Consider the following 25,561-nt stretch of genomic DNA (forward strand, 5'->3'; position numbering starts at 1 on the left):
TTAAACATAAAGCCGTGTTCTCATGATTATATTAAAAATTGGTGGAAGTATATTAACAAAAAAAGACTTAGCAAAACCAGAAGTAGATTATGAAAATCTTGAGCGTATTGCAAGTGAAATTGAAGAATCATTACATTCTGATGACTTAAATTCTGATTTATCTGATGGTTTAATTATAGTTCATGGTGCTGGATCATTTGGTCATCCTCCAGCTAGTAAATATAAAATAGGAGAATCCTTCCCAATTGAGGATTATCCATTCAAACGTTTAGGTTTTGCAGAAATACAAAATCAAGTAAAAAAATTAAATTCAATAATTTGTGACAGTTTAATAAAACATAATATTCCAGTAGTTAGCATGCCTCCTTCATCTTTTGTAACAACAGTTGATAAAAGAATATATGAATTTCGTTTAGGATTAATTAAAAAATATATTAAAGAAGGATATGTTCCAGTTTTATATGGGGATATTGTGTTAGATGAAGAATTAAAAATGGCCATAATTTCAGGAGATCAAATTTTACAATACATAGCTAAAATTCTTAAATCAGATAATATAATTCTTGGTACAGATGTAAATGGAGTTTACACAAAAAACCCAAAAAATCATAAAGATAGTAAATTAATATCAGTTTTAACTAATTTAAATCAAATAGAAGAATTAGAATCTACAACTAATATTGATGTTACTGGGGGTATGGTTGGTAAAGTTAAAGAATTATTAGAATTAGCTAATCTTGGAATTGATAGTGAAATAATTAATGCTAATACTCCAAAAACTATAGCAAATGCTTTACAATCAAAGCCAGTAATAGGTACAAAATTAACAAGTAAATTAGAAGAATATAACTATTAATAAAATTTAATAGTAAATTATATAAAATAAAGTTTAATACAAAAATCGAAAAAATAATACTTTTAGTAAATTAACTTTTATCATTATCATTTTAATCAATTAAAAAATTAATTAAAAAAATTTTAGTGAGGAAATTTGATAAAAATAGAGTAAGTAGAATAATAGAAAAAATAGAAATTAATATAAAAGAAAAAAATTATTAATTAAAAAAAAATTTTCATTATAACCATAATGAGTTTATTATAAAAATTAAGGAAGAATATCTATGATATCTAATAGAAAATCAGAACATCTAAACATTTGTAATAATGAAGATGTTAGTTTTAAGAACAAAACAACTGGATTTAATGATATAGAATTGTTACATAAAGCTTTACCTGAAATAAATAAAGAAGAGATTGATATTTCTACTTCTGCTTTTGGTAAAAAATTAGATTCTCCTCTTTTTTTCACTGCAATTACTGGTGGTCATCCAGAAGCTAAAAAATTAAACAAGATTTTAGCATTAGCTGCAGAAGAAAAAAATATAGGTTTAGGATTAGGTAGTCAAAGAGCAGCAATTGAACATCCGGAACTTAATGAAACTTATACTGTTGCTCGAGAATATGCTCCTAATGCATTATTGTTAGGAAATATTGGAGCTCCTCAAATAGATCTTGCTGAAGATGCTGTTAAAATGTTTGATGCAGATATATTAGCTGTTCATTTAAATCCTTTACAAGAATCTATACAACCTGAAGGAGATCTTAATAGTGAAGGATTTTTAGATTCTATAAGTAAAATCACTGATCTCGTAGATGTGCCTGTTATGGTTAAAGAAACTGGATGTGGATTAAGCTCTGAAGACGCTTCATTATTGGAAAATGCTGGAGTGAACTACATCGATGTGGAAGGTGCCGGTGGTACTAGTTGGGCTGCTGTTGAAACTTTTCGTGCAAAAGATAAGTATCTTGGAGAGTTATTCTGGGATTGGGGTATACCTACAGCTGTAAGTACTTTTGAAGTTGTAAATACAGTTAATGTTCCAGTAATATCTTCTGGAGGTATTCGTTCTGGTTTAGATGCAGCTAAAGCTATTGCTTTAGGTGCTGATAGTGTTGGAATGGCATTACCTGCTCTTAAAAATGCTTATTATGGACTTGAAAATTTAATTAATTTAATAAATCAATTTAATGAATCTTTGAAAATAGCCATGTTTTTAGTAGGTGCTAAAAATTTAGATGAATTAAAAAATTCTTCTTTAATAATTAAAGGCGAAACTAAAGAATGGTTGGAACAACGGGGATTTAACACAAAAATTTATGCAAGGAGAAACTAATTTATGACAGTAGAAGTTATAGCAATAGGTGGATACGAAGAAGTCGGAAAAAATATGACTGCCGTAAAAGTAAATGATGAAGTCATCATTTTTGATATGGGTATTCACTTAGATAGAATAAACATACATGAAGATACAGATATAGACAGAATGCACAGTTTAGATTTAATAGAAAGAGGAGTAATTCCTGATGATACATTAATGAAAGATGTAGATGGTAAAGTAAAAGGTATTATCTTTACTCATGGTCATTTAGACCATATTGGTGCAGTAGCAAAACTTGCGCATCGTTATGATGCTCCTTTAATTGGAACACCGTTTACTACAGCATTAATAGAAAATACTATTAAGGGTGAACGAAAATTTAAAGTTCATAATCCTATTAAATCATTAAATCCAGGTAGTAAGATACAATTATCTAAAAATATTACTTTAGAATTTGTTCAATCAACTCACAGTATACCTCAAGCAGTAATTGCAGTATTACACACATCTGAAGGAATTATTGTCTATGCTTTAGATTTTAAATTTGATAATCATCAAAAAATAAGTCCACCTCCAGATTATAATCGTTTAAAAGAATTAGGTCGAAAAGGAGTTTTATGTTTAATAGTTGAAACAACCAATGCTCAAAATTATGACCAAGTAAAAACTTATTCTGAAAGAGTTCCTAGAGTGATTTTAGAAGATTTAATGAAAGGTCCAATGGAAGAAGATAAAGGAATGATTATAACAACATTTTCATCACATGTTGAACGTATCCAAGCAATTGCAGATATTGCAGCTAAAGGAAATCGTGAAATTCTCTTTTTAGGTAGAAGTATGGAACGATATTGTGGTTTAGCAGAAAAAATGGGATTATTACATTTACCAAAGAATGCTAATATTTATGGTCATCCAAAATCAGTTAATAAAGCACTTGCAAAAGCTGATGATCATCCTGAAAAATATTTATTAGTTACTACAGGACATCAAGGTGAACCTGATGCTTTACTTCCTAGAATAGCTGGTGGACGTACTCCATATAATATAAAGAAAGGAGATAATGTAATTATTTCTGCACCTATTATTCCTAATCCAACTAATGCAGCTAATCGTCATATTTTAGAAACAAGATTAATCACTAAAGGTGCAAGAATATACTCAAATGCCCATGTATCTGGACATGCTGGTCGTGAAGATCATCGTGAATTTTTAAGAATGCTAAAACCTAAACATATAATACCTGCCCATGGAGAACTATCTATGTTAACAGCTTATGGTGAACTTGCAGAGGAAGAAGGATATCGTATAGGTAAAGATGTTCATATTTTACGTAATGCACAAGCACAAGTTTTTAATGGAGAATAATTTTTTTATTCTCCTTTTTTTTAGAAAACTTTTAGAATGAATTTTATATAAGTTTTGTTAAAAACTATATTAAGTAATTATTTTACATTTCATAATGTTTTTATTTAAAATTTTTTTGGGATATTTTTTTATAAATTTAGGTGGAGGAAAATTATAATGGTTGATGTTGTATCAATTTTAAAAGAAAATTCACAAGTGGTTATAGATTCTATTGATGAAAATTTATCTATCATTGTGCCTGAAGAGTTAAGTGATGCTTCAAAGTATTTAACTAAAGCTGGAGGTAAAATGTTACGTCCTTCTTTAACTTTAATTACTAGTGAAGCTGTTGGTGGAAACAAATCTTCTACAGTTCAAACTGCTGCAGCTATTGAATTAATTCATACTTTTTCACTTATTCATGATGATATTATGGATAAAGATGATATGAGAAGAGGTAAACCTTCTGTTCATAAAGTTTGGGGAGAACCATTAGCAATCTTAGCTGGAGATACTTTATTTAGTAAAGCTTTTGAAATGATTATAACTAGTAAAGGTGAGAATCTTAATTTTGAACAAATTAATAAGACCTTAGCTACAGTAGCTGATTCTTGTGTTAAAATTTGTGAGGGCCAAGCTAGTGATATGAGTTTTGAAGGGGATTTCACAGTTAAAGAAGATGCATATTTAGATATGATTTTTAAAAAGACTGGTGCTTTAATTGCTACTGCCACTAAATCTGGTGCGATTATGGGTGGAGCTGATGAAGAAGTTATAAATGCTATGTATGATTATGGTAAACTTATTGGTCTTGCTTTCCAAATTCAGGATGATTATTTAGATGTTGTTAGTGATGAAGAGTCTTTAGGTAAACCTATTGGTAGTGATATTGCTGAGGGTAAAATGACTTTGATGGTTGTTAAAGCTTTAGATAAAGCAGATGATGATGATTCTGAAAGATTAATTGAAATTCTTAAAAATACTAATTCAACACAAGATAAAGTAGATGAAGCTATTAATATTTTTAAAAAATATGGTACTATTCAATATGCTCATGATGTTGCTCAATTAAATGTTAATAAAGCTAAGGAAATACTAAAAATATTGCCTGATTCTGAAGCTAAAACTTCACTTAGTTTAATTGCAGATTTTGTTTTAAATAGAAAGTCTTAAAAAAAAATTTATTTATAAACTAAAAGATAATAATATTAAAATAACAAATAAAAAGGGGTTTTTTCATCTATGGGAATTATTGACAAAACTTTTCATAAAGGAGTATATAGCGAAAATTGGTCAGAAAGACAAAATGCTATAAAAACTACAGATGATATAAAACTCCTTCAAAAAATAGCCTTAACTGATGAAAATTGGTTAGTTAGAAGCGAAGCCTTAAAAAAAATTGAAAATCAAGATTTTCTAGAAACTATAGCATTAAATGATAAAAATATTGATTTAAGACAACAAGCATTACAGAAAATTGATAATCCTAAAATACTCAAAAACATAGTTTTATACAATGACAATCCAGATGTAAGAAGAAGTACACTAGAAAAAATAAAAGACCAAAAAGTAATTCAATATGTAGCATTAAATGATGATCATTGGTGGGTACGACGAGCTGCACTAGAAAAAATTGAAGATCCAACTATAATTGAAAACATTGCTTTTTTAGACAAAAATTACAAGGTTAGAAAAGCAGCATTAGATAAAATTCCATATGAAAAAGTTATAGAAAAAATAGCATTAAATGATGAACATTGGGTTATAAGAAAAGCTGCTTTAGAAAAGATTACCAATTCACAAATTTTCGATAAATTAGCTAAAAATGATATAAATTGGGAAATTCGAAAAGATTGTGTTGAAAAATCTAATAATCGTTTATTAATGGAAGATATTGCAGTAAATGATGAAAATTTTGAAGTGCGAGCGGCTGCTGTTAAAAAAATTAATAATCATGATTTACTATTTAAAATATCTAAAGATGATACAAACTTCGTAGTACGGGAAGTTGCAAGAAGTTGTTTACATTAAATATAATTCAAATATTTTTTGATAAATAAAAAGAATAAAATTTTTTATAGAAGGTTTAAAAAATTTTAATTTTCCTTTTTTTTAAATATTAATTTTTATTACTAATTTTTAAATATTGATTCCAGCATAATTCAATAAAGCATTCATCATATTAAAAGACTTGTTAACAGTTCCACTTGCGATAGTTCCATGAGAAGTTAAAACTTCACAAGTTACTGCAGGAATACTATTAAGATTACAAACATCTTCAACAGCACCTTCATATTCACTACCGGCATAACTGTAAATGATTTTAGAAACACTACATTTACTAGCAATATAAGAAGCTATAGTTGCACTTTCACTAGTTGGTTTATAAGTACCAAAAACAGTATTTGCACCAGGATTTCCTCCAGGTTGAGTGCAATGGAAATCTCCAAAAATATTAGTACCTAAACTTTTAGCAATTTTAATAAGGTTATTACTTACAGTTCCATCTACGTTAGCTACACTATTTAAATTAACACCATTAAAATATCGAGTACTGGTAGCTGCACTAGCTGGACATAAATCACAAACTACATATATTGTACCATTAATTTTACTTTGATCTAGATTAGCAAGAATATTAATAAGTTTAAAAGTAGCAGCAATAGATGATAATTCATTTCCATGAACACCTGCATTAATAAACACTGTTTTTCCATTTCCATTTCCAAAAGTAAGTAAAACAGTACCATTTTTACTTGCATCTAATACTTGAGTAGTTAAACTAGTAGATTCAATATTATTCATTAAAACACTATTTTTAGTTAAATCCCCACCAGTTCCCCAAAGAAGAGTAGTTAAAGTATATGAACCAGAGCTTGTTTTTATAACCTCTGTAACTCCTCCTTTTTTCATAATATTTGTATTCACAGCAATACTTGAAGGAAGAACATTATTTTGATTATAATAACTTAATGTTTCAGCAAATATATTTACATAATTTTCATAGGAAATTTTTCCAATACCATTACTAGAATCATAATTTGCTGCACGATTATTTTTAATAATATAACTTTCTATTCGTGATGCCATAGAAACAATATCATCTTTTGATAAAGTTACAGTTAAACTTTCAATATTACAATTTTTCGCATTTGAAACATTTGTAATTTCAATATCCTCTTTAGATCCATTATTTATTTCAATTATTGCTTTTGTCATTAAATCTAAAAATTGTGCAATACTAAAATTTTTATTATTTAAATTTATAGTTGAAGGTAAAGTACCATTAACGACAATATAATTTTTTAAAAATGAAGCTGTAGTTAATATGCTATTAAGGCTAACATAATTACCATTAGTAGTTTCATTAAGACTATAAACTATCATTGAATTAATTATACTATCTGCTGCAGGGTAACTATATTTGGTATTGTTAAATCCATAAAATGAACTTTCAGTAGTATAATCTCCAGGATAAAGGTTAATCTGTAAACTATATTCTCCATAAATATCTGTTGTAGCCCAATAAACTTTACTCTGATTATCTGAAAGTCTAGTTAAATTAAGACTAATATGCATACCTATAAGTGGGTTTCCATCACTATCTTTTAAAGTACCTGTGAAATTCAAACCTTCTCCATAAGTTTCATAAAAATCATTTGCATTTAAATAATTACCTGATAAAACTTTAATAATATTATTAATAGTAATATTTTGATAAGAACTTGTTACATAATAAAGTCCGGGCCCTAAGTTAATACTTAAACTTGCTTCGCCACTATCATTGGTTAAACAAGTATATGTAATATTTTTCCCATAACTATTTGCTAAATTAATTGATATGTTCTGATTATTTAATACATTACCATCATTATCAGTTAATTTAGTTATGAATGAGTCATTATAACCATAATATTTAGTGAGATTGTCTGCTGTTAAAATTGCATTTGAATTATCACTTAAAATATTATTAACTTGATTATTTCCTAAATTATTTGTATTAGTATTATTGTATTTTTCATTTGAAATAGATTGAATACTATCTTTGTTATTATCTGAAATTCCTAATATTGTAGTATTAACATCTTCAACTATTCCAATATTATCATTGTTACTCATATCTTCTTTTGGAAAATCTGAAAGATTTTCATTTGCAGAGATACAAGATAAGCTACTAACAATGATAAAACTAAAAATTAAAAAAGATATCATAAGTTTTAAACTATTTTTTTTCATTATACACCTCTATTTTTTTTTAAAAAATTCACTTAATTAATTTTTTTATTCTATTAACTATATAAAATTCGGAGTTTTAAAAAAGTTTGATATATTACTTTTAAATAAAATTTTAAAATTAAAAAAAAATTAAAAAAGGAGAAAAAAAATTTAAAAGTTTGGATTACTATCTAAACTTACATTAAATCCATTATACATTAAAAATCCAATTTGGAAATTATAAGAGATTTGTGTACTACTACGTGTAATAGTATTATGTAATACAACAACTTCACCAGTAATAGCTGGAATTCCTGCTATATTAACATTATCTTGTAATGCAGTTGGATAAACTTCTCCAGCATAAGTTACAATTTGAGTATCATATCCAGAAATCTTTGAAATATAATCAGCCATTACAGCACTTTCATTATTAGGACTGTAAGCACCCATAATGACATTATTTCCAGGTAATCCTCCTGGTTTAGTAGTGTGCATATCGGCAAAAGCATCAATATTTAAATTAAGTGCTAATTTAACTAAGTTATTAGCAACAGATCCTGAAATTGTAGCTTGTCTGTTTGGATCTACACCATTATATTCACGTACTCCTAATTGAGCAGTATATGGTATTAAATCACAAATCATATAAATAGTACCATTGATTTCTTTCATATTAGATAAATATTCAGCTATTTGATAAGCTGCAGCTTGTGAAGATAATTCATTTCCATGAATTCCGGCATTGATAAATACTGTACGGCCATTTCCATTACCGAATTTCACAAGAACTGTTCCTTGTTTTTCAGCATTAATTATTTCATCAACAATACCTCCACGAGAAGTAGTACTAGTTATGTAATTATATAATACACTATTTTTAGTAATATCTCCACCAGTTCCCCAATTAAGAATACTTAAACTGTAACCTTTACTTACAACAATATTAGTAGTTATACTATTTCCACCATAACTTGCAGTAGCTATATAATTTCCACTAGCTAAATTAATAGGTAAAAATGCAATTCCATTAACATCTGTAGTTGACCAGTAAGTTTTATTAAGATTACTATTAGCAACTCTAAGATTAATTGCAATATGTTGGCCAATAACAGTTATATTTGGAGTTGCAAGAGTAACAGTATAATTTGCAGCTTCACCAAAGTTAATATTTAAATCTTCAGCAGTTAAACCAACTTTAAGAACTTTCATACTATTATTAGTATTACTACCAATATAACCAGATTTATCATTGTCATAATATGCTCCAGCAGTATATAATCCAGGTGCAAGGTTTATTTGAAGTTGTGCATATCCGTCATTGTCAGTTGTAGCCCAATAAATTTTACTTGCATTATCACTTAATCTTGTTAAGTTTAAACCTATATGTTGTCCAATAATTGGATTACCTAAAATATCAGTTAATTTTACTGTAAAATTTTTCCCTTCACCAAAATATTCTTCAAAATCATCACCGAAAAGTAAAGTATTTTTAGGAATTTCTGTAACATTTAAAAGGAAATAAACAGTTTGATCATCAATTTTTGCAGTAATATTAATTATTCCAATTTCATTACTTAAAAAAATTGTAGTTAAAGAACCATTATTTAAATATCCTTCTTTAACACTATAATTCCCATTATCGGTATTAAATTTAACATAATCAGAAGGTAATTCAAGGCCTAAATAAAATGTTTTATTAGTTTTAGTATCAATATAAGAATTTAAATTAACTACAATAGGAGTAGTTGTATTAACCATCACATTATCATAAGAGTTCATTGTTGCAATTACGAAGAAATCAGTGTTTACATTACTTAAAGTATTTATTTCGGGTAAATTTTTACCCCACCAATTAAAATTAACATTAGATTTATCAGTATTTGTTACATAAATCACTTTATTAGTTAATGAGTTTCCTTTAATTATATTATAATTAATGGTTGCAGTTCCAGCATAAATACCACTACCTGTGTTAGCAGTATTATTAATTAGTTGACTGGTTATTATATTTACATCTCCAGTAGTGTAAACCGCTCCTCCATTATTAGCACTATTATTAATTAAATTACTTCCACTAATTTGAATGTTTCCACCATTCAATGCATATACTGCACCTCCATTTAGGGTGGTCTTTCCATTAACTAAATTTAAATTGTTTAATGTTAATGTTCCAGTACCAGCATAATTAATTATTCTAGCACTATTACATCCATCAATGGTGAAATTATTACCATTTATTTTATAATTCTCATTTGAAATGGTGATTCCATTAATATAGGCGGAATCAGTGGCAATATTATATTTATAATTTTTATCTAAAGTTATAGAATTGTTGTTTGAATTAATAAGATTTTGTAAATCAGAAAAAGATCCTGAATTAGAATCTGAAATTACATTTTCTGTAGAACTTATTTGATTTTCATCAGCAACACTAATAGTTTCTAAATTTGAAACATTATCATTACTTAAAAGATTATTATTTGCATCAGAAACAATATTATTAGTGTCTGCAGCGGAAACAACACCTAAACTACAAATAATTAATATAAAAATGCTCACTATTACTATTTTATTTAATTTAATAATTTTTATTCACCTCGAAAAAATTTTTTAATTAAATTTTATAATAGTATAATTAATTTTGTTGGATTTTATTTATTAATTTAATTGTTTATAAAAAAAATAGTAAAAAATAGTAAAATTTAAAATTATCATATCTCTTTTTTCCACCAAATAAGAACCCAATCTCCTTTATTATTTGGGTTTTCCCATTTACCTTCGCTGTTTTGTATTAAATTCTTTTTAAAATGATTATTTAACTTTTCACGCTCTTTATCAGAAACTGTACCTATTCTCCAATTGAAACGTTCAATTGCTTCATTTATACTATCATAACCTTTAACACTTTCACATTCAAGATTAATAACATTAGGATGAATTCCCATACTATTTAACAAGTTAAATATAATTATATATTCATCAAATTTTCTAGGTACTTTCTTACCAATTGCTTCAAGAGCTTTATTTTCTTCTTTACGGTTATTAGGTCCATAAAAACTAATATAAACATATTTTCGAGCAATATCATTTAAATTACTCAAAACTTCTTTCATATTATAAGCACTGTTAATAGAACGAGAAGCCACAATAACATCATATTGTCCAATATTATCTTTATTTAAAGTTAAAATATCTTGTCGTAAAGTAATAATATTACTTAAACCCTCATCAATCATTTTTGCCTGAATCAAATCTAACATTTTATCTGATTTATCAACCGCCAAAAGATGACCAGACTTTTTAGCTAAAGGTATAGTAATAGTACCTTCACCACAACCTAAATCCATAACACTATCACTAGGTGAAACTTTCACATGATTAAGTAATTTAATTGGGTAATCATCCTTTTCAATCCACTTACCAAACTTATCAGCTATTTCATTCCAATCTTTCTTTTCACGCTTTTTTTCACCAAGTTCTTTTCTCCAAATATAATCCCAGTCAATATCTTCAATATTTTCTTCACTTTTCATTTTAAATAATCCCTTTTTTTCAAAATATTTATATTTCCATTTGATCTTCTTTTTTCCACCAAATCAACACCCAATCGGGTTTATCCAATGGATTAAAAAGTTTTTTAGTTTTACTATCTACTTGTAATGTTTTACTTAAAAATTCATGTAATTGACCTTTTTCCTTATCGCTATAATTGTCTAGTTTCCATTTACCATTAACCATAGCTTCATCAATATCATCATATGTTCTAACTGGACCCACATCTAAATTTATAACATTTGCATAAATTCCTATTTGTTCTAATAAATTTAATAATAAAACATATGATGGATGGTCAGTGTAATTTTTATCAATAAAATTATAAAATTCCTTTTCCATTCTCCAATTATTAGGTCCAAAAAAAGTTATAAACACATATTTATTAGCTATTTCATTTAAATTAATTAATAAATCTTCCATTTCTGGAAATGAATTGATACTTCTTGAAGCAAGAACAATATCTTTATGACCAATACTATCTAAATTAATATCTGAAATATCCATTTCTATAGTTTCAATATTATTAATGCTTTTTTCTCGGATTCTTTTGTCAAATAATTCAATCATTTTTTTAGAAGAGTCTACTGCGGTAATATTTTTAACTTTTTCGCTTAAGGGAATACTTACAGAGCCTTCACCAGCACCAATATCTAATAATGAATCAGATTTATCTAAAATTAAATTATTAATTAATTTATCTGTATAATCATCTTTAGCATTTAATTTTTCATATGGCTCTGCAGCTTTATCCCAATTTTTATTAACACCTAAATTGCCTTTTTCTTTTAATCCTTCTTTCCAAAAATAATTCCAATCTATATCATTAATATCCTCTATTTTAATTTTAAATAACATTATAATTTCCTCTTAATTAATTATTTTTATTTTTCCCACCAAATCAACACCCAATCTGCTTTATCATTTGGATTAAAATATTGGCCTGTTTTTGGATTTTTAACCATAATTTTATTAATATATTCATAAAATATTTTTAATTCTTTGTCAGTTAATAATTCTCTTCTCCATTTACCCGATTCACAGGCTTCCTCAATACTAGAATACTCTCTAGATTTTCCAATATTTAAGTTTAAAACATTAGGGTAAATATTTTTACTTATAAGAATATTAAAAAAATAATCATGTGAAGGAAAATCATTAAAAGGTTTTCCAATTTTTTCATAAAAATCCTTTTCTAACTTCCAATTATTTGGTCCAAATAAGGTAACATAAACCCTTTTATTAGCAATTTTATCAATATTATCTAAAACATTTCCAATATCAACGATACTGTTTAAACATCTAGAAGCAATAACAATATCAAATTTGCCTAATTTTTCAACATTTAAATTATTCAAATCCATTTCAATTGTTTTAACATTATTAATATTCATTTTTTCGCATTTATCATTTAATATTTCAAGCATTTTTTTAGAAGAATCTATTCCTGTTACAGTTTTAACTTTTTTTGCAATAGGTAATGTAATACTTCCTTCACCACAACCTAAATCAAGAACACTGTCCTCCTTATTCAAATCCAATTCTTGGATAAAACGAGTATGATAATCATCTCGTTTTGCAGATTTACCAAAATGGGGTGCAGCTTTATCCCAATCTTTATTACGATCAATTTTTTGTTTTAATTTTTCACTCCAAAAATATATCCAATCAATATCTTCAGGAGTTTTAATACAATCATCTTTTTTCATAAAAAATCATCACATTTTTTTAAAATGAATTATTATTGTAATATATTTATAATGTTATTAACATATGTATATTTAATGAAATTAATTAAAGACTAATTTTTTATATAATCTTATTTTTATTAATTTTTGAAAAAATTTTTATTTTGTTGATATTTATGGATAAACTAGAGGAAATAATTTATAAACATGCATTGTTGAATGCTATAAAACATAAAGGAAGCGCAAATCCAAAAGCTGTAATGGGTTCTATAATGAGTAAAGAAGCAGAACTTCGTAGTCGTGCTAGTGAAATAGGTCCTTTAAGTGGTAAAATTGTTGCTAAAGTAAATGCTTTATCTAAAGAAGAGCAAAAAAGTGAAATGGAAAAGTATGATGTACATGTTGAAACCAAAAAACATAGTAAAAAAGTTAAGGGTTTAGGTGAATTACCTGGCTCTCATAAAAATGTTGTTATGCGTTTTGCACCTAATCCAAGTGGACCATTACATATTGGGCATGCACGTGCAGCAATTCCTAATAGTGAATTTGTTAAAAAATATAATGGTAAATTAATATTACGTATTGAAGATACTGATCCAAAAAGAGTTTTTGAACCAGCATATCAAATGATTCAAGAAGATCTTGAATGGTTAGGTGTTAAACCTGATGAAATTTACTATCAATCTGATAGATTTGAAATTTACTACAAATATGCTGAAGAATTAATTGAAAAAGGTAAAGCATATATGTGTACTTGTGATAGTAAAGATTTTAAGGAATTAAAAGATAATTGCAAACCATGTCCCCATAGAGATAATACAATAGAAGAAAATCTTAAACTCTGGAAAGAATTCCCTGAAATGGAAGAAGGTCAAGCTGTCCTACGTGTTAAAACAGATATTAAACATAAAAATCCTGCAATAAGAGATTGGGTTGCAATGAGAATAGTTAATCAAGAACACCCTAAACTTGGAAATAAATATAAAATTTATCCTATGATGAATTTTTCTGTAGCAGTAGATGATCATTTAATGGGAATGACTCATGTATTAAGAGGTAAAGATCACCTTGCAAATAGTGAAAAACAAAAGTACTTATACAATCATATGGGATGGGAAGTACCTGAATTTATTCATTATGGTCGTTTAAAAATGACTGATATTGCATTATCCACTAGTAAAGCTAAAGCAGGTATTGAATCTGGAGAATACTGGGGATGGGATGATCCTAGACTTGGTACTCTTCGTGCTTTAGCTAGACGTGGAATTCAACCCGAAGCTATTATTGAATTAATGAAAGAAATTGGAATTAAAATGAATGATTCATCTGTTAGTTGGAAGAAAATTTATGGATTAAATCGCCATATAATCGAGGACAAAGTTAATAGATATTTCTTTGTACCAGATCCAATGAAAGTATCTATACCTTTAAAAGATAATATGATTATTAAACGTCCATTACACCCAGATTATCTTGAAAGAGGGGAACGTGAACTATTATTCGATGGTGAAGCATACATTCCTAAAAAAGATTTTAAAGATGGTCTTGTACGTTTAATGGATGCAGTTAATTTAGATTTAAAAGATGAAAATGCAAGTTATCATAGTTCATCCTTTGAAGATGCAAGAGAACATCATGCAAGTATTATTCAATGGGTTCCATTAAAAGATAATGTTAAAGTAAAAATTGTAATGCCTGATGCTAGTACTGTTACAGGGTTAGCAGAATCAGATATAAAAGAATTAAAAGTAGGGACAATCTTACAATTTGAAAGATTTGGTTTTGTAAAATTAGATTCAAAAAATGATAATGAAATTACTTTTTATTACGCCCATAAATAATGGTTTAAATAAAAAGTTTTTTTAATTTACTATTTTTTTATTTTTCACTTATTTTAAAGTTTTTATTCTTTATTGGCATTACGGTTAATATCATAGGAAGAATAATAATTATTCCACTTAAAATTAATTTTATTCCAATACTTATAAAATTTCCATAGGTTAAAATTTCACCAATTCCACCTATCCAAATAAATATTATTACAAATGGTAAAAAATATTTTATAATTTTTTCCCACCAATTCCCAATTTGGAATTTACTTTTTTCATTAAATATTGGAATCAATTTATCTACACCATATATCCAACCAAATATTAAACATTCAAGTAATATACCAAATAATAAAGCGAAGTTATTTAAGAAACTATCAGTTATGTCTAAAATATAAGATCCCATTCCTGTTGAGAATATTAATGCACATATACAACCTATAATACATAAAATACTAGCAGCTTTTTCACGACTTATTTTGAATTTATTTTGAATAGATAAAGATGCAGGTTCAATTAATGCTAAAGTACTTGTTATACCTGCAAAAAATGTACATAAAAAGAATAGGGGTCCAAGTATATATGCCCAATTTCCAAGAATATTAAACACAGTTGGATAAGCTATAAATATTAATCCAGTTCCTTGTGTTATCAATTGATTAATAGGTGTTCCACTATTTAAAGACATATATCCAAGTATTGAAAACACTCCTAAAGCAGCAAAATTTTCAAATCCACAGTTAGCTAAAACCACCCATAATACATTATCACTTAAACCTGAATTATCGGGCAAATAACTAGCGAATGTTAATGCTATTGACATTCCAAGACTTAATGAGAATAATACTTGTCCAAATGCAGCTAACCAAATATTTATATTTAGTAATAAAGACCAGTTAGGATTGAATAATGTTTTTAAACCAATTACAGCTCCTGGAAGAGTGAGTGAAAATATTACTACAATAACCATCATAATAAATAGTAAAGGAACTAAAATAGAAGATGCTTTTCCTAAACCTTTTTCTACATCCCGATGAGCTATAAACCACATTAATCCCCAAACTATTAAAATTGATATTGCTAAAACAGGCACTATGTAAGTTAATCCAGATAAAGAACTAGTAGATTGTAATAAGGTTGAAGAGTAAAAATCATTTGGATTTGCACCCCATCCTTTAAATAAACTTAAAACGAAATATATCCCATTTAATCCGACTATGCTACTATAATATATGAGTATTAAGAAAACAATTACAGGAATTAACCAACCAATATACTCTAATTTTGGTTTAATATTATAAATTGTTTTAGTTATTGAAGATTTAAATTTATAACCCGCACCATATTCTAATAATAAAAATGGAATCCCCATTACTAAAATAGCAATTAAGTAAGGTATATAAAAAGCTCCACCACCACTACTATATAAAACATAAGGATATCTCCAAATATTCCCTAAACCTACAGCAGAACCAATCATTGCTAATAAGAATGATAATTTGCTTCCCCATTGATTTTCTTTGTGTTTTGTTTTATTCATTAATTTCACTTAGTTTAGAATCCTTGTTTGTATAGTTTATTGTTAATACTTAATTTTTAGTTCCTTTTTTCAAGTTTAAAAAATTTTTAATTTATTAAAAAGAAGTTTGAAATGTTGATTTAATTAAAAAAATATTAATAAAAATATTAATAAAAATTTATTTAGAATTTTTTCTTGACTGAACCTGTACTTATCCAAATTCTATGTTTTCGGTAAGTAACATAAATTTGTCCAGGTTTAGTTTTAAGAATAGTACTAGAATAAGTTTCTCCATTATGATTAAATATAACTGTTTCTCCTCTTTTAAGTTCTATAGGGGTTCCATTAACTTTAATTGTTTCTGGAGTATTTGATTTAATATTGTTTGAATCAGTTTTGGGAGTAGTTTTTGCAGTAGTTTTTGGAGGTGTTCTAAGTTTTGAAATATGGTTAATTTCATAAGGAACTTCAAGATTAGGTAATTCATCATTACTTAATTCAATTTTTTTATCTTTCTCAGTTTTTTCATGTTTTTTATTATTTTTAATGTTTTCTTGGATTTTATTAGATCCTTCAGAATAAACTTTTTTGGTTTTTTTACTTATGTTACTTAAATTAAATTCACTTAATTTTTCATAGAATTTATCTATGTGTTGACTAGCATTTTCTATTTTCTTTTGATCGTTATCGCGATGAACGAAGTTTTCATATGGAGTTAAAGTTTCATTAAAATCTTCATCTTCAGGATATTCTTCAATATCTCCAATTTCTTCGCCAGCTTCTTCTTTTTGTCGTTTTTCAGCATAAATTGGAGTTATAAATTCCTCTTCCTCATCTGTCTGGTAACTTGCATCATCTAAACCTTCAAATGATTTACCAATATCATCCTCAACTTCAGTATGGTTATAGGGAATATTATTTATTTCTTCGTAAATTTCATCAACATTTTCATTGGGTTGATTATAACTTTTATCTTTTAAAATTTCTTCAAGAGTGACATTATCCTTTCTATCACTTTCATCTAAAACTACTACTCCTTCTTCATTAATTCTTTTTTGAGTATGATGTTTTTTGTTTTCTTCGGTTGGTTTTGTGGAAGTTTGATTAATAAGTTCTAATTGTTTATCACTCATTGGTACACTAGAAACACTACTCACAGCTTTATCCATTATTGTTTCGGGCTTATCTATTTCATTCAATAAGTTTGTAGAATTTAAAGTTTCTTTTAAATCTTCTTTTTCTTCTTCTTCTTCGGGTTTTGTGTTTTCTTCTAGTTTTGGTTTTTCTTCTTCTTCGGGTTTTGTGTTTTCTTCTAGTTTTGGTTTTTCTTCTTCTTCGGGTTTTGTGTTTTCTTCTAGTTTTGGTTTTTCTTCTTCTTCGGGTTTTGTGTTTTCTTCTAGTTTTGGTTTTTCTTTTTCGGGTTGTGTGAGAGTATTTTGATTGTCATCATTATTTATTTTTAAACTAGTTTTAACAATAGGATCTTCGATTTTGAATTTTTCCTTTTCTTCCTCTTTTAAAGGGGTTATTGTTTCAACTTCATTATATGTAGATTTTGATCCTTTTTTAAGAGAAGCAGGTTTGTCATTTGAGTTTTTAATTAAATTGTCATTGAATTCACTAATTTTGTTTTTAAAATCTGTTGTTGGTTCACCAATAGTATCTTTAACTAAGTCTTTTGCAGAATATTCTTTTTTATTATTATTTTTCCCGGTAAACATATTTTTAAATGAATCTGTTAAAGAATAATCATTTTCAATATTTTGTGTTTGTTGATATGAATCAATTTTTTCTTCTTTTTTATTAAAATTAAACATTGAACTTATATCTTCAGTTTCAGGAAGTTTATTTTTTTGATTTTTAAGTTTATTTATATATTTAGTTGTATTGAGTCCGTTTGTTGGCATTTCAGTTTCTATTTCTTTGTAATACTTTTTTACCCAAACAATAGAGCAAATACCGATTATTGCTATTATTAAAAGTAAAACTACTGTTAGTGAATTCATTTATTTTTTCCTCACACATTTTTTATAAATTTATAATTATATTTTATTATAATTATTATAAAATATATATTTTATTTATTTTTAGAAAAAATATTTTTTTTAGGAACTTTTTTAGAAACTTTTTTAACAAAAAAAATTTATAATTAAATATAGTATATATAATAAGCAAATTTATTATAATATTATATTTTAGATTAAATTTTAGATTAAAAAAATTTTATAGGAAATGAATTTAGATGGTAGTAAAAATTAATGAAAATTATCTTTTAATACAAAATAGTTACCTTTTTGTGGAAGTAGAAAGACGTGCTAATAAATATCAGGAAGAAAATCCTGATAAAAATATAATTAAAATGGGTATTGGTGATGTAACAAAACCTTTAGCTAAAACTGTTGTAAAAGCTTTTAAAGATGCAGTTGAAGAAATGGGACATTCTGACACTTTTCATGGTTACGGTCCTGAACAAGGTTATGATTTTTTACAAAAAGCAATTATTGATAATGAATTTAAACCATTAGGCGTCAATTTTGATTTAGATGAAGTTTTTATCAGTGATGGCGCAAAATGTGATACAGGAAATATACAAGAAATTTTTGGTATAGATAACACTATTGCTGTAACTGATCCTGTTTATCCAGTATATGTAGATACTAATGTAATGGCTGGAAGAACTGGACCTATAATGGATAATGGAATGTTCGAAGGAATTGTATATTTACCTTGCACTGAAGAAAATGATTTTGTCCCAGAACTTCCAAAAGAACCTGTGGACATTATATATTTATGTTTCCCAAATAATCCAACTGGTGAAACTCTTACTAAAGAACAATTAACAGTATTTGTAAATTATGCAATAGAAAATGATGCAATTATTCTTTTTGATGCTGCTTATGAATGTTTTATTCAGGAAGAGGATGTTCCACACAGTATTTATGAAATTCCCGGAGCAAAAAAAGTTGCAATTGAATTTAGAAGTTATTCAAAAACTGCAGGATTTACTGGAACACGTTGTGCATATACTATTGTACCAAAAGACATTGAAATCACAGCATCTAATAAAGAAATTGTAAAATTAAATGATTTATGGAATCGTAGACAAACCACTAAATTCAATGGAGTTTCTTATCCAGTTCAACGAGCAGCAGAATCTATTTACACAGAACAAGGTCAAAAAGAAATCAAAGAAAATCTTGCTTATTACAATGAAAATGCTAAACTTATAAGAGAAAGCTTTTTAAAAATGGGATTAAACACTTATGGTGGAGTTAATAGTCCATATGTTTGGGTTAAAACTCCAGAAGGTGTTGATTCATGGAAATTCTTTGATATATTACTTGAAGAAGCAAATGTTGTTGGAACCCCAGGTTCTGGATTTGGTCCAAGTGGTGAAGGATATCTTAGATTAACTGCATTCAATACACATGAAAACACAAAAGAAGCAATGGATAGAATAAGTAAATTATCCTTCTAAAAATAATTGAATTATAGGATTTGATAAAATGGTTAAAGGCATAGATATATTAGAAAAAAAAGATGATTTTAATGATATTTTCACTAAAACAGGTACAATGGCTTATGAAAGACAACAAAATTTAAGTGAAGTTATAGGTGAAAATAATTGCGAGATTAATTTTGAAGATGGATTATTAGTTTTTCCAGATAATGAATTTCCAATGCAAATTATAGGATCATTATCACAAAAAGAAGAAAAATGGTCATGGGCTTGGGATAATGATGATGTTGGTTTTCCACAAATTTTACTTGAAGATGTAAATAAAATCAAGAAAATTGGTGAAGAATATAATATTCCTGAATTTTCTAACAGCATTTTAACTAATGTTAATATTGATGTAGCTCATATTTTACTTATGACTGTTGCACCTTTAGTTGATGCAGATGCATATTATGCAGTTGATGCAGGGGATTTAATTTTATTTGTAACTATTCATTCAGATGAAATACCTACTAATGAAGATTTAGATAAGTTTTCTCATAATTATAACGATTTTCAAATAGATTATCCCGTAAATGCAAGAAAAGCATTAAAAGGTTATACTATTCTTAAAGGTTATGAATTTGTAGATAGAGAAGACTTTTCAATGGCTAAAACTGGACAACAAAGAGTCATTGTCGGATTTTCAGATCGTGGAAAAGTTACTAATATTCAAACAATGAAATAAAAAATAAATTAGTACCAAATTTAAGGGTTAGTTGTTTATGAATGTAGAATTGAAAGAAGAAATAATATATGAAATTAGTCTTCTTGTTAAATCTGGATTCTATGCTCCTCTAGAAATTAATGAGATAATAGAAGAACAATTCCTAGATGAAGATGTTAATTTTAATCAAATAGATTTAATAGTTAAAGAAGAATTAGAAAAACATATTGAAGATTTGAAAGATTGTAAGTTTAAATTTTTTAGAAGTTTGAATAATAGTTTTATAGATTTAGCTAAAAAAAACATTGTCCCTATTCATAATGCCGGATTTGACTTTGAAGAGGGGGTTAATGATGCATTTGAAATTTATACTCATCTTGTAAATAATAAATATGATGCTAAAGGTTTTGTTTTCTACTCTTTTTATGATATAGAAGATTGTATTAATGATAATGAATTATATTTAACTTTTGGGGATTATAAACAAAATAAAAAATTAGCTCTTAAAATTGGTAATGAAATTGTGGATTCATTAAAATTTAATAATTTAAATGTTAAATGGGATGGTAGTCTTGATGAAAGAATTTGTATTAAACCATTTAAATGGATGAAACATTTTGATGAAGATTTCACTTATGGGATGGAAGGAGCCGTTGAAACTTATATAAAAATTAATTTAAAGGATTAATATCATGGAAAAAAAGTCATTAAATCTAATTGAAGATATAATATCTACTGCTGGACGATGGACATGGCTTGAAATATCTAATGATGCATTATATTTTGAATTTAAAGATGTTCAAATCTTTAATCCCAAAAATGATACTAATAAATTTGAAGATTCTAGTAGTGAAATAGCTATAAGATTTGGTGAAAATATTTTTCTAGCTATTTTCTATAATGATATTAAAGATGTGGAATTTTTAGGACTTTCAAATGATTTACAAAATTTAATGAAATCTGATACAATTAATTTTAAAGATAATCTAATGAATTTTCATAAAGAATTTTCATTAAAAATAGTGAAAAATCAATTTAAATTTCAAGATCGGGATTACCTTAAAGCAATAGCAAATTTTTATGAAAATAAAAAAATACTTGTTGAAAATTACGAAGAGGGTAATAATGGTTATGATTTTTTATTATGTTTTACTGTTAGTAATGTAAGTATTGCAGTAGGAGGTAATAATATTCATTTTTTCAATGATTTTGAGCAGTTAACTGGTGAAGATATAAAAAATTTATCTAATAAATGGTGTTTGTACTATTTAGATTATTGGAATAAAAAAGGGACAAATGAAGAATATTCTTTTGATTCTATATGTGAAGAATTCCCCCTTAATTTATAATAAAAATAATTTTTTTGATTAATATGAAAAATACAGATAAAGGATATAATTATTTGAATGTTTCAAATGATTTTTATGGTGAAACTCCAAGCCCCAAAGCTATTGAAATAGCGGATTATGAGTTTTTTTGGGATTGTGTGGATCAATTAGCACCTTTTGGTTCTGATGAAGGTTATATGGCTTTTGTTGAATTATGTGATTGGAGAGAAGATAATCCCAATGCTCCTCTAATTGAGTGTTTTAATTGGATTTTAAATAGTTGGGATTTAAATTTAGAGGATTATAATGAAGAAATTCTTGAAGATTCTAATATAACTAAAATTATTAAAGATAAAAGTTTTGATGAAGATTTAATCATGCTTGATGTTACAATTATTGCAACAGCTTTTGGTCAATTAATTTTAGAAGGAAAAATTGATGCTGATGTTAAGAATATTGTTCAATTAGCAGTTCTTCGTCAAATGAATCATTTAGTTTTAGATGAATTCTTAGGATATAATGAAGAATGGAAATATGATAGGTATAAGTATCTTCAAATTCTTTTAGACATATTGAAAATTGCATAATTTTTAGGTTAATTTTATAAAGGTTTAAAAATATATTAATTGTTTGGTGTATTAATTATAATTATATGTTAATGTAATTGATTATCATTTAAGATTTATGAATTTATTAAGATATTTAAAAAAATTTTTTTTATCATAAAATTTTTTTTAGGAGATTTAAATAATGACTTGTAGTATATTAGTCGGTGGAGCTTGGGGAGATGAAGGTAAAGGTAAATGTATTACTTACCTTTGTGATAACGATAAACCGAAAGTTATAGCTCGTGCAGGTGTAGGTCCAAATGCGGGTCACTCTGTTGTTTTAAATGGAGAAAAATATGGTTTAAGATTAATTCCTTCTGGTTTTGTTCAAAGAGATGCTCAACTTCTTATTGGTGCTGGTGTCTTAGTGGATCCTGAAGTATTTTTCCATGAATTAGAATATTTAGATAAGTTTGATGTTAAAAGTAGAACTCTTGTTGATCCTCGTTGTAGTATGATAACTAAAGAAGATCGTGATCGTGATCGTGGTTCAGAACATTTATTTAAAAAGATTGGCAGTACTGGTTCAGGATGTGGTCCAGCAAATAGTGATCGTGTTTTAAGAATAGCTGACATGGCTAAAGATGTTCCAGAACTTCAAGATTATTTGACCGATGTTTCTGTAGCATGTAATGATAATATTGATGCTGGTGAAGATGTTTTTATTGAAGGTTCTCAAGGTTTTGGACTTTCATTATACTATGGAACTTATCCTTTTGTAACTAGTAAAGATACTACTGCTAGTACTTTTGCTGCAGATGTAGGTGTAGGTCCAACAAAAATTGATGAAGTTATCAATGTTTTTAAAGCTTATATTACTCGTGTTGGTGAAGGACCATTTTCAACTGAAATAAATCAGAATAAAGCTGAAGAGATGGATATTGAAGAATATGGTACTGTTACTGGTCGTCGTAGAAGAGTAGGTCTTTTTGATTTTGAGTTAGCTAAGGAATCTTGTAGAATTAATGGTGCTACTCAAATTGCTTTAACTTGTGTTGATAGATTATATCCTGATTGTGCACGTACACAAGATTATGGTACTTTATCTGCTGAAACTAAAGATTTCATTGATCAAATTGAAACTGAAACTGGTGTTCCTGTAACTATTATTAGTACTGGTCCGGATTTAGTTGATACTATTGATTTAAGAAGTGAATTATTATAGATTTATAAATTTTATGAATCTATTTTTTATATTTTAATTTTTTTTATTTAATAAAATTTTTTTGTAATGTTATTATGATATTACATAAAATTTATTAATAATGTATATTTATAGTATAATCATGAAGGGTGTTATTAATCCTGAAGTTAATTTGCCTGATGAAAAAATTGCAATGGCTTTTTTTAGGAGCATACGTTGGGTTCATGGAGTTTACTGTCCTAAGTGTAAATCTTATGATATTAATAATCGAGGAATTCAGGGGAGAGTTCGTAGATACTCTTGTAAAGAATGTGGAAATAATTTTAATGATTTTAGTGGAACCTTTTTTTATAAAAGTAAAATCCCTTTAGGCGTCATGTTGTATATCTTATTTAATATGAATATTAAAACCGTAAAAGAGTTAGTTGCGGAAACTGGTTATAGTAGACAGTGTATTAGTCGCATAACTAAATTATTTAGGGATAAATTATTTGATAATCCTGAATTTTATCATAATGAAAAAGAAATTAATAATGATATTGAAAAGAAGATGTAAGCTTATTAGTCATTATTATTTTATGCCTTAAACTATATTTGATATTGTATATTTGTCTTTTTTTAATTTATTTTAGTATTTGTCTTTCAATCTTTTTTTAAATTAATGTTCTTTCTTTTAATAATAAAATATATTTATAATTTGATTTATATAATAAAAAAATATATTATTTTGCACTATTATATTAACTAATACTATTTTATCTTTTTTAAAGTATTTTATTATCATATGCTTATGTAATTGTAATATTATGATTACACTAAATTTTTTTATCAAAACTATTATATATCTAATGTTTTATTATAATATATTAATAATGATTTTATGTAAAAATTTAATTTTTTTAAAAAATTTAATTTCTCTCTCATTATTTTAAAAAATTTTTGGTGATATAATTGAATAAAAAGACTATAATTGTAGCTATTATTATAATTGCAATAATTGCAGTTTTTGGAGCTTATTTTTATATGAACTCCCAAGATGATGGAACTGTAAATATTGGTTACTTACCATCTGATCATGATGCTGCATTATTTGTTGCAGATGCTCAAGATAAATACCAAGCTGAAGGTATTAAAACTAATCTTGTACAATTCAACAATGGTGGAGATTTAATGACTGCTATGGCAAGTGGGGAAGTTGATGTTGGTTATGTTGGAATCACTCCAGTGTTATCTAGTATTCAAAAAGGTGTTCCTGTAAAAATAGTATCAGCAGTTCAAACTGAAGGTAGTGGACTTGTAGTGAGTTCAAATTCTAGTATAACTAGTATTAAAGATCTTAAAGGTAAAACTGTAGGTACTCCAGGTGAAGCTTCAATACAAAATATGTTACTTAAATATGCTCTTCAAAAAAATGGTATGAATGAAAGTGATGTTAAAATATCTGCAATGAAAGTACCAAGTATGAATGATGCTATTAAAACTGGTAAAATTGATGCTATGATGACTTATGAACCTTATGTAACTATGGCAACAAGTCAAGGTTATGGGAAAGAAATTGCAGATTCTAGTAATATTTTACCTAACCACCCATGTTGTGTAGTTACAGCAAGTGATGATTTTATTAATAACCATCCAGATGAACTTAAAAAGATAGTTGAAATCCATGCAAATGAAACTAATTATATTAATTCTAATGTGGATAAATCTGCAGAATTACTACCTTCTGATATAGTAGCTAATTCTACTGTTGAAAAACAATCTTTAAACAAACTTCACTTTATAAGTGGATTAAGTTCTGATTATAAAGATAGTGTAAGATCTTTCATGGATATTGAAGTTCAAATGGGATTATTAAAACAAAAATTGACTGATAATCAAATTTTCTATGATATTAATAGTACAAATAGTACTAAATAATATCATAATTTTTACTTTTTTAATTTTTAATTTTATTACTTGCTTTATAATATAAAGTTTAAATTAATTTAACTAATTTTTTAATTTTT

At 26.6% G+C, this 25,561-nt stretch carries 21 protein-coding genes; 14 read left to right on the forward strand and 7 right to left on the reverse strand.

Annotated features, from left to right (window positions below; genetic code table 11):
* The first annotated feature begins 22 nt into the window (after positions 1–22).
* The 5 genes from ACA135_RS02700 (at position 23) to ACA135_RS02720 (ending at position 5,534) form a co-directional block, all read left to right on the forward strand.
* The gene (locus tag ACA135_RS02700) at positions 23–856 is read left to right on the forward strand and encodes an isopentenyl phosphate kinase (protein ID WP_409198768.1); all 834 of its coding nucleotides are present in this window, start codon (positions 23–25) and stop codon (positions 854–856) included.
* Positions 857–1,121: 265 nt separating this feature from the next.
* Complete coding sequence (gene fni, locus ACA135_RS02705) at positions 1,122–2,174, forward strand: type 2 isopentenyl-diphosphate Delta-isomerase (protein WP_409198769.1); 1,053 nt, start codon at positions 1,122–1,124, stop codon at positions 2,172–2,174.
* Between the two features lie 3 nt (positions 2,175–2,177).
* Complete coding sequence (locus ACA135_RS02710; RefSeq protein WP_409198770.1) at positions 2,178–3,524, forward strand: RNase J family beta-CASP ribonuclease; 1,347 nt, start codon at positions 2,178–2,180, stop codon at positions 3,522–3,524.
* A gap of 156 nt (positions 3,525–3,680) precedes the next feature.
* Positions 3,681–4,676, forward strand: a complete 996-nt coding sequence (idsA, locus tag ACA135_RS02715) for a short chain isoprenyl diphosphate synthase IdsA (protein WP_409198771.1) — start codon at positions 3,681–3,683, stop codon at positions 4,674–4,676.
* A 69-nt stretch (positions 4,677–4,745) separates the two neighbouring features.
* Positions 4,746–5,534, forward strand: coding sequence for a HEAT repeat domain-containing protein (locus ACA135_RS02720; protein ID WP_409198772.1), 789 nt, complete (start codon positions 4,746–4,748; stop codon positions 5,532–5,534).
* Between the two features lie 108 nt (positions 5,535–5,642).
* Here the strand turns inward: ACA135_RS02720 and ACA135_RS02725 are convergent, their stop codons facing one another.
* From ACA135_RS02725 to ACA135_RS02745, 5 genes are all read right to left on the reverse strand, one after another.
* Complete coding sequence (locus ACA135_RS02725; protein ID WP_409198773.1) at positions 5,643–7,739, reverse strand: pseudomurein-binding repeat-containing protein; 2,097 nt, start codon at positions 7,737–7,739, stop codon at positions 5,643–5,645.
* Between the two features lie 150 nt (positions 7,740–7,889).
* Complete coding sequence (locus ACA135_RS02730; RefSeq protein WP_409198774.1) at positions 7,890–10,280, reverse strand: hypothetical protein; 2,391 nt, start codon at positions 10,278–10,280, stop codon at positions 7,890–7,892.
* 152 nt (positions 10,281–10,432) lie between these two features.
* Positions 10,433–11,254, reverse strand: a complete 822-nt coding sequence (locus ACA135_RS02735) for a class I SAM-dependent methyltransferase (RefSeq protein ID WP_409198775.1) — start codon at positions 11,252–11,254, stop codon at positions 10,433–10,435.
* A 28-nt stretch (positions 11,255–11,282) separates the two neighbouring features.
* Positions 11,283–12,131 (reverse strand): class I SAM-dependent methyltransferase, encoded by an 849-nt coding sequence (locus ACA135_RS02740; RefSeq protein WP_409198776.1) that lies wholly within the window; start codon positions 12,129–12,131, stop codon positions 11,283–11,285.
* Positions 12,132–12,157: 26 nt separating this feature from the next.
* Complete coding sequence (locus tag ACA135_RS02745; protein ID WP_409198777.1) at positions 12,158–12,982, reverse strand: class I SAM-dependent methyltransferase; 825 nt, start codon at positions 12,980–12,982, stop codon at positions 12,158–12,160.
* A gap of 155 nt (positions 12,983–13,137) precedes the next feature.
* Here ACA135_RS02745 and ACA135_RS02750 point away from each other — a divergent pair, with 155 nt between their 5' ends.
* Positions 13,138–14,802 carry a glutamate--tRNA ligase gene (locus tag ACA135_RS02750; RefSeq protein WP_409198778.1) on the forward strand — a complete coding sequence of 555 codons (1,665 nt, stop codon included), beginning with the start codon at positions 13,138–13,140 and terminating at the stop codon, positions 14,800–14,802.
* A gap of 37 nt (positions 14,803–14,839) precedes the next feature.
* Here ACA135_RS02750 and ACA135_RS02755 read toward each other — a convergent pair whose 3' ends face one another.
* Complete coding sequence (locus ACA135_RS02755; protein WP_409198779.1) at positions 14,840–16,330, reverse strand: sodium-dependent transporter; 1,491 nt, start codon at positions 16,328–16,330, stop codon at positions 14,840–14,842.
* 161 nt (positions 16,331–16,491) lie between these two features.
* Complete coding sequence (locus tag ACA135_RS02760; protein ID WP_409198780.1) at positions 16,492–18,315, reverse strand: hypothetical protein; 1,824 nt, start codon at positions 18,313–18,315, stop codon at positions 16,492–16,494.
* Between the two features lie 236 nt (positions 18,316–18,551).
* Between ACA135_RS02760 and ACA135_RS02765 the strand changes: the two genes are divergently transcribed.
* The 8 genes from ACA135_RS02765 (at position 18,552) to ACA135_RS02800 (ending at position 25,472) form a co-directional block, all read left to right on the forward strand.
* Positions 18,552–19,787, forward strand: coding sequence for an LL-diaminopimelate aminotransferase (locus tag ACA135_RS02765; protein WP_409198781.1), 1,236 nt, complete (start codon positions 18,552–18,554; stop codon positions 19,785–19,787).
* Positions 19,788–19,815: 28 nt separating this feature from the next.
* Entirely contained in the window at positions 19,816–20,496 is a 681-nt protein-coding gene (locus ACA135_RS02770; RefSeq protein ID WP_409198782.1) for a DUF6882 domain-containing protein, read from the forward strand.
* A 37-nt stretch (positions 20,497–20,533) separates the two neighbouring features.
* Positions 20,534–21,163, forward strand: a complete 630-nt coding sequence (locus ACA135_RS02775; RefSeq protein ID WP_409198783.1) for a DUF6891 domain-containing protein — start codon at positions 20,534–20,536, stop codon at positions 21,161–21,163.
* Between the two features lie 4 nt (positions 21,164–21,167).
* Entirely contained in the window at positions 21,168–21,824 is a 657-nt protein-coding gene (locus ACA135_RS02780; protein ID WP_409198784.1) for a hypothetical protein, read from the forward strand.
* A gap of 23 nt (positions 21,825–21,847) precedes the next feature.
* Complete coding sequence (locus ACA135_RS02785) at positions 21,848–22,390, forward strand: hypothetical protein (RefSeq protein ID WP_409198785.1); 543 nt, start codon at positions 21,848–21,850, stop codon at positions 22,388–22,390.
* A gap of 163 nt (positions 22,391–22,553) precedes the next feature.
* Complete coding sequence (locus ACA135_RS02790; protein ID WP_409198786.1) at positions 22,554–23,576, forward strand: adenylosuccinate synthetase; 1,023 nt, start codon at positions 22,554–22,556, stop codon at positions 23,574–23,576.
* Positions 23,577–23,697: 121 nt separating this feature from the next.
* Complete coding sequence (locus ACA135_RS02795) at positions 23,698–24,111, forward strand: transposase (RefSeq protein WP_409198787.1); 414 nt, start codon at positions 23,698–23,700, stop codon at positions 24,109–24,111.
* A gap of 395 nt (positions 24,112–24,506) precedes the next feature.
* Positions 24,507–25,472, forward strand: coding sequence for an ABC transporter substrate-binding protein (locus tag ACA135_RS02800; protein WP_409198788.1), 966 nt, complete (start codon positions 24,507–24,509; stop codon positions 25,470–25,472).
* Positions 25,473–25,561: the final 89 nt, after the last annotated feature.

The organism is Methanobrevibacter acididurans, assembly GCF_046197875.1.
GTDB classification, from domain to species: domain Archaea; phylum Methanobacteriota; class Methanobacteria; order Methanobacteriales; family Methanobacteriaceae; genus Methanobrevibacter_A; species Methanobrevibacter_A acididurans.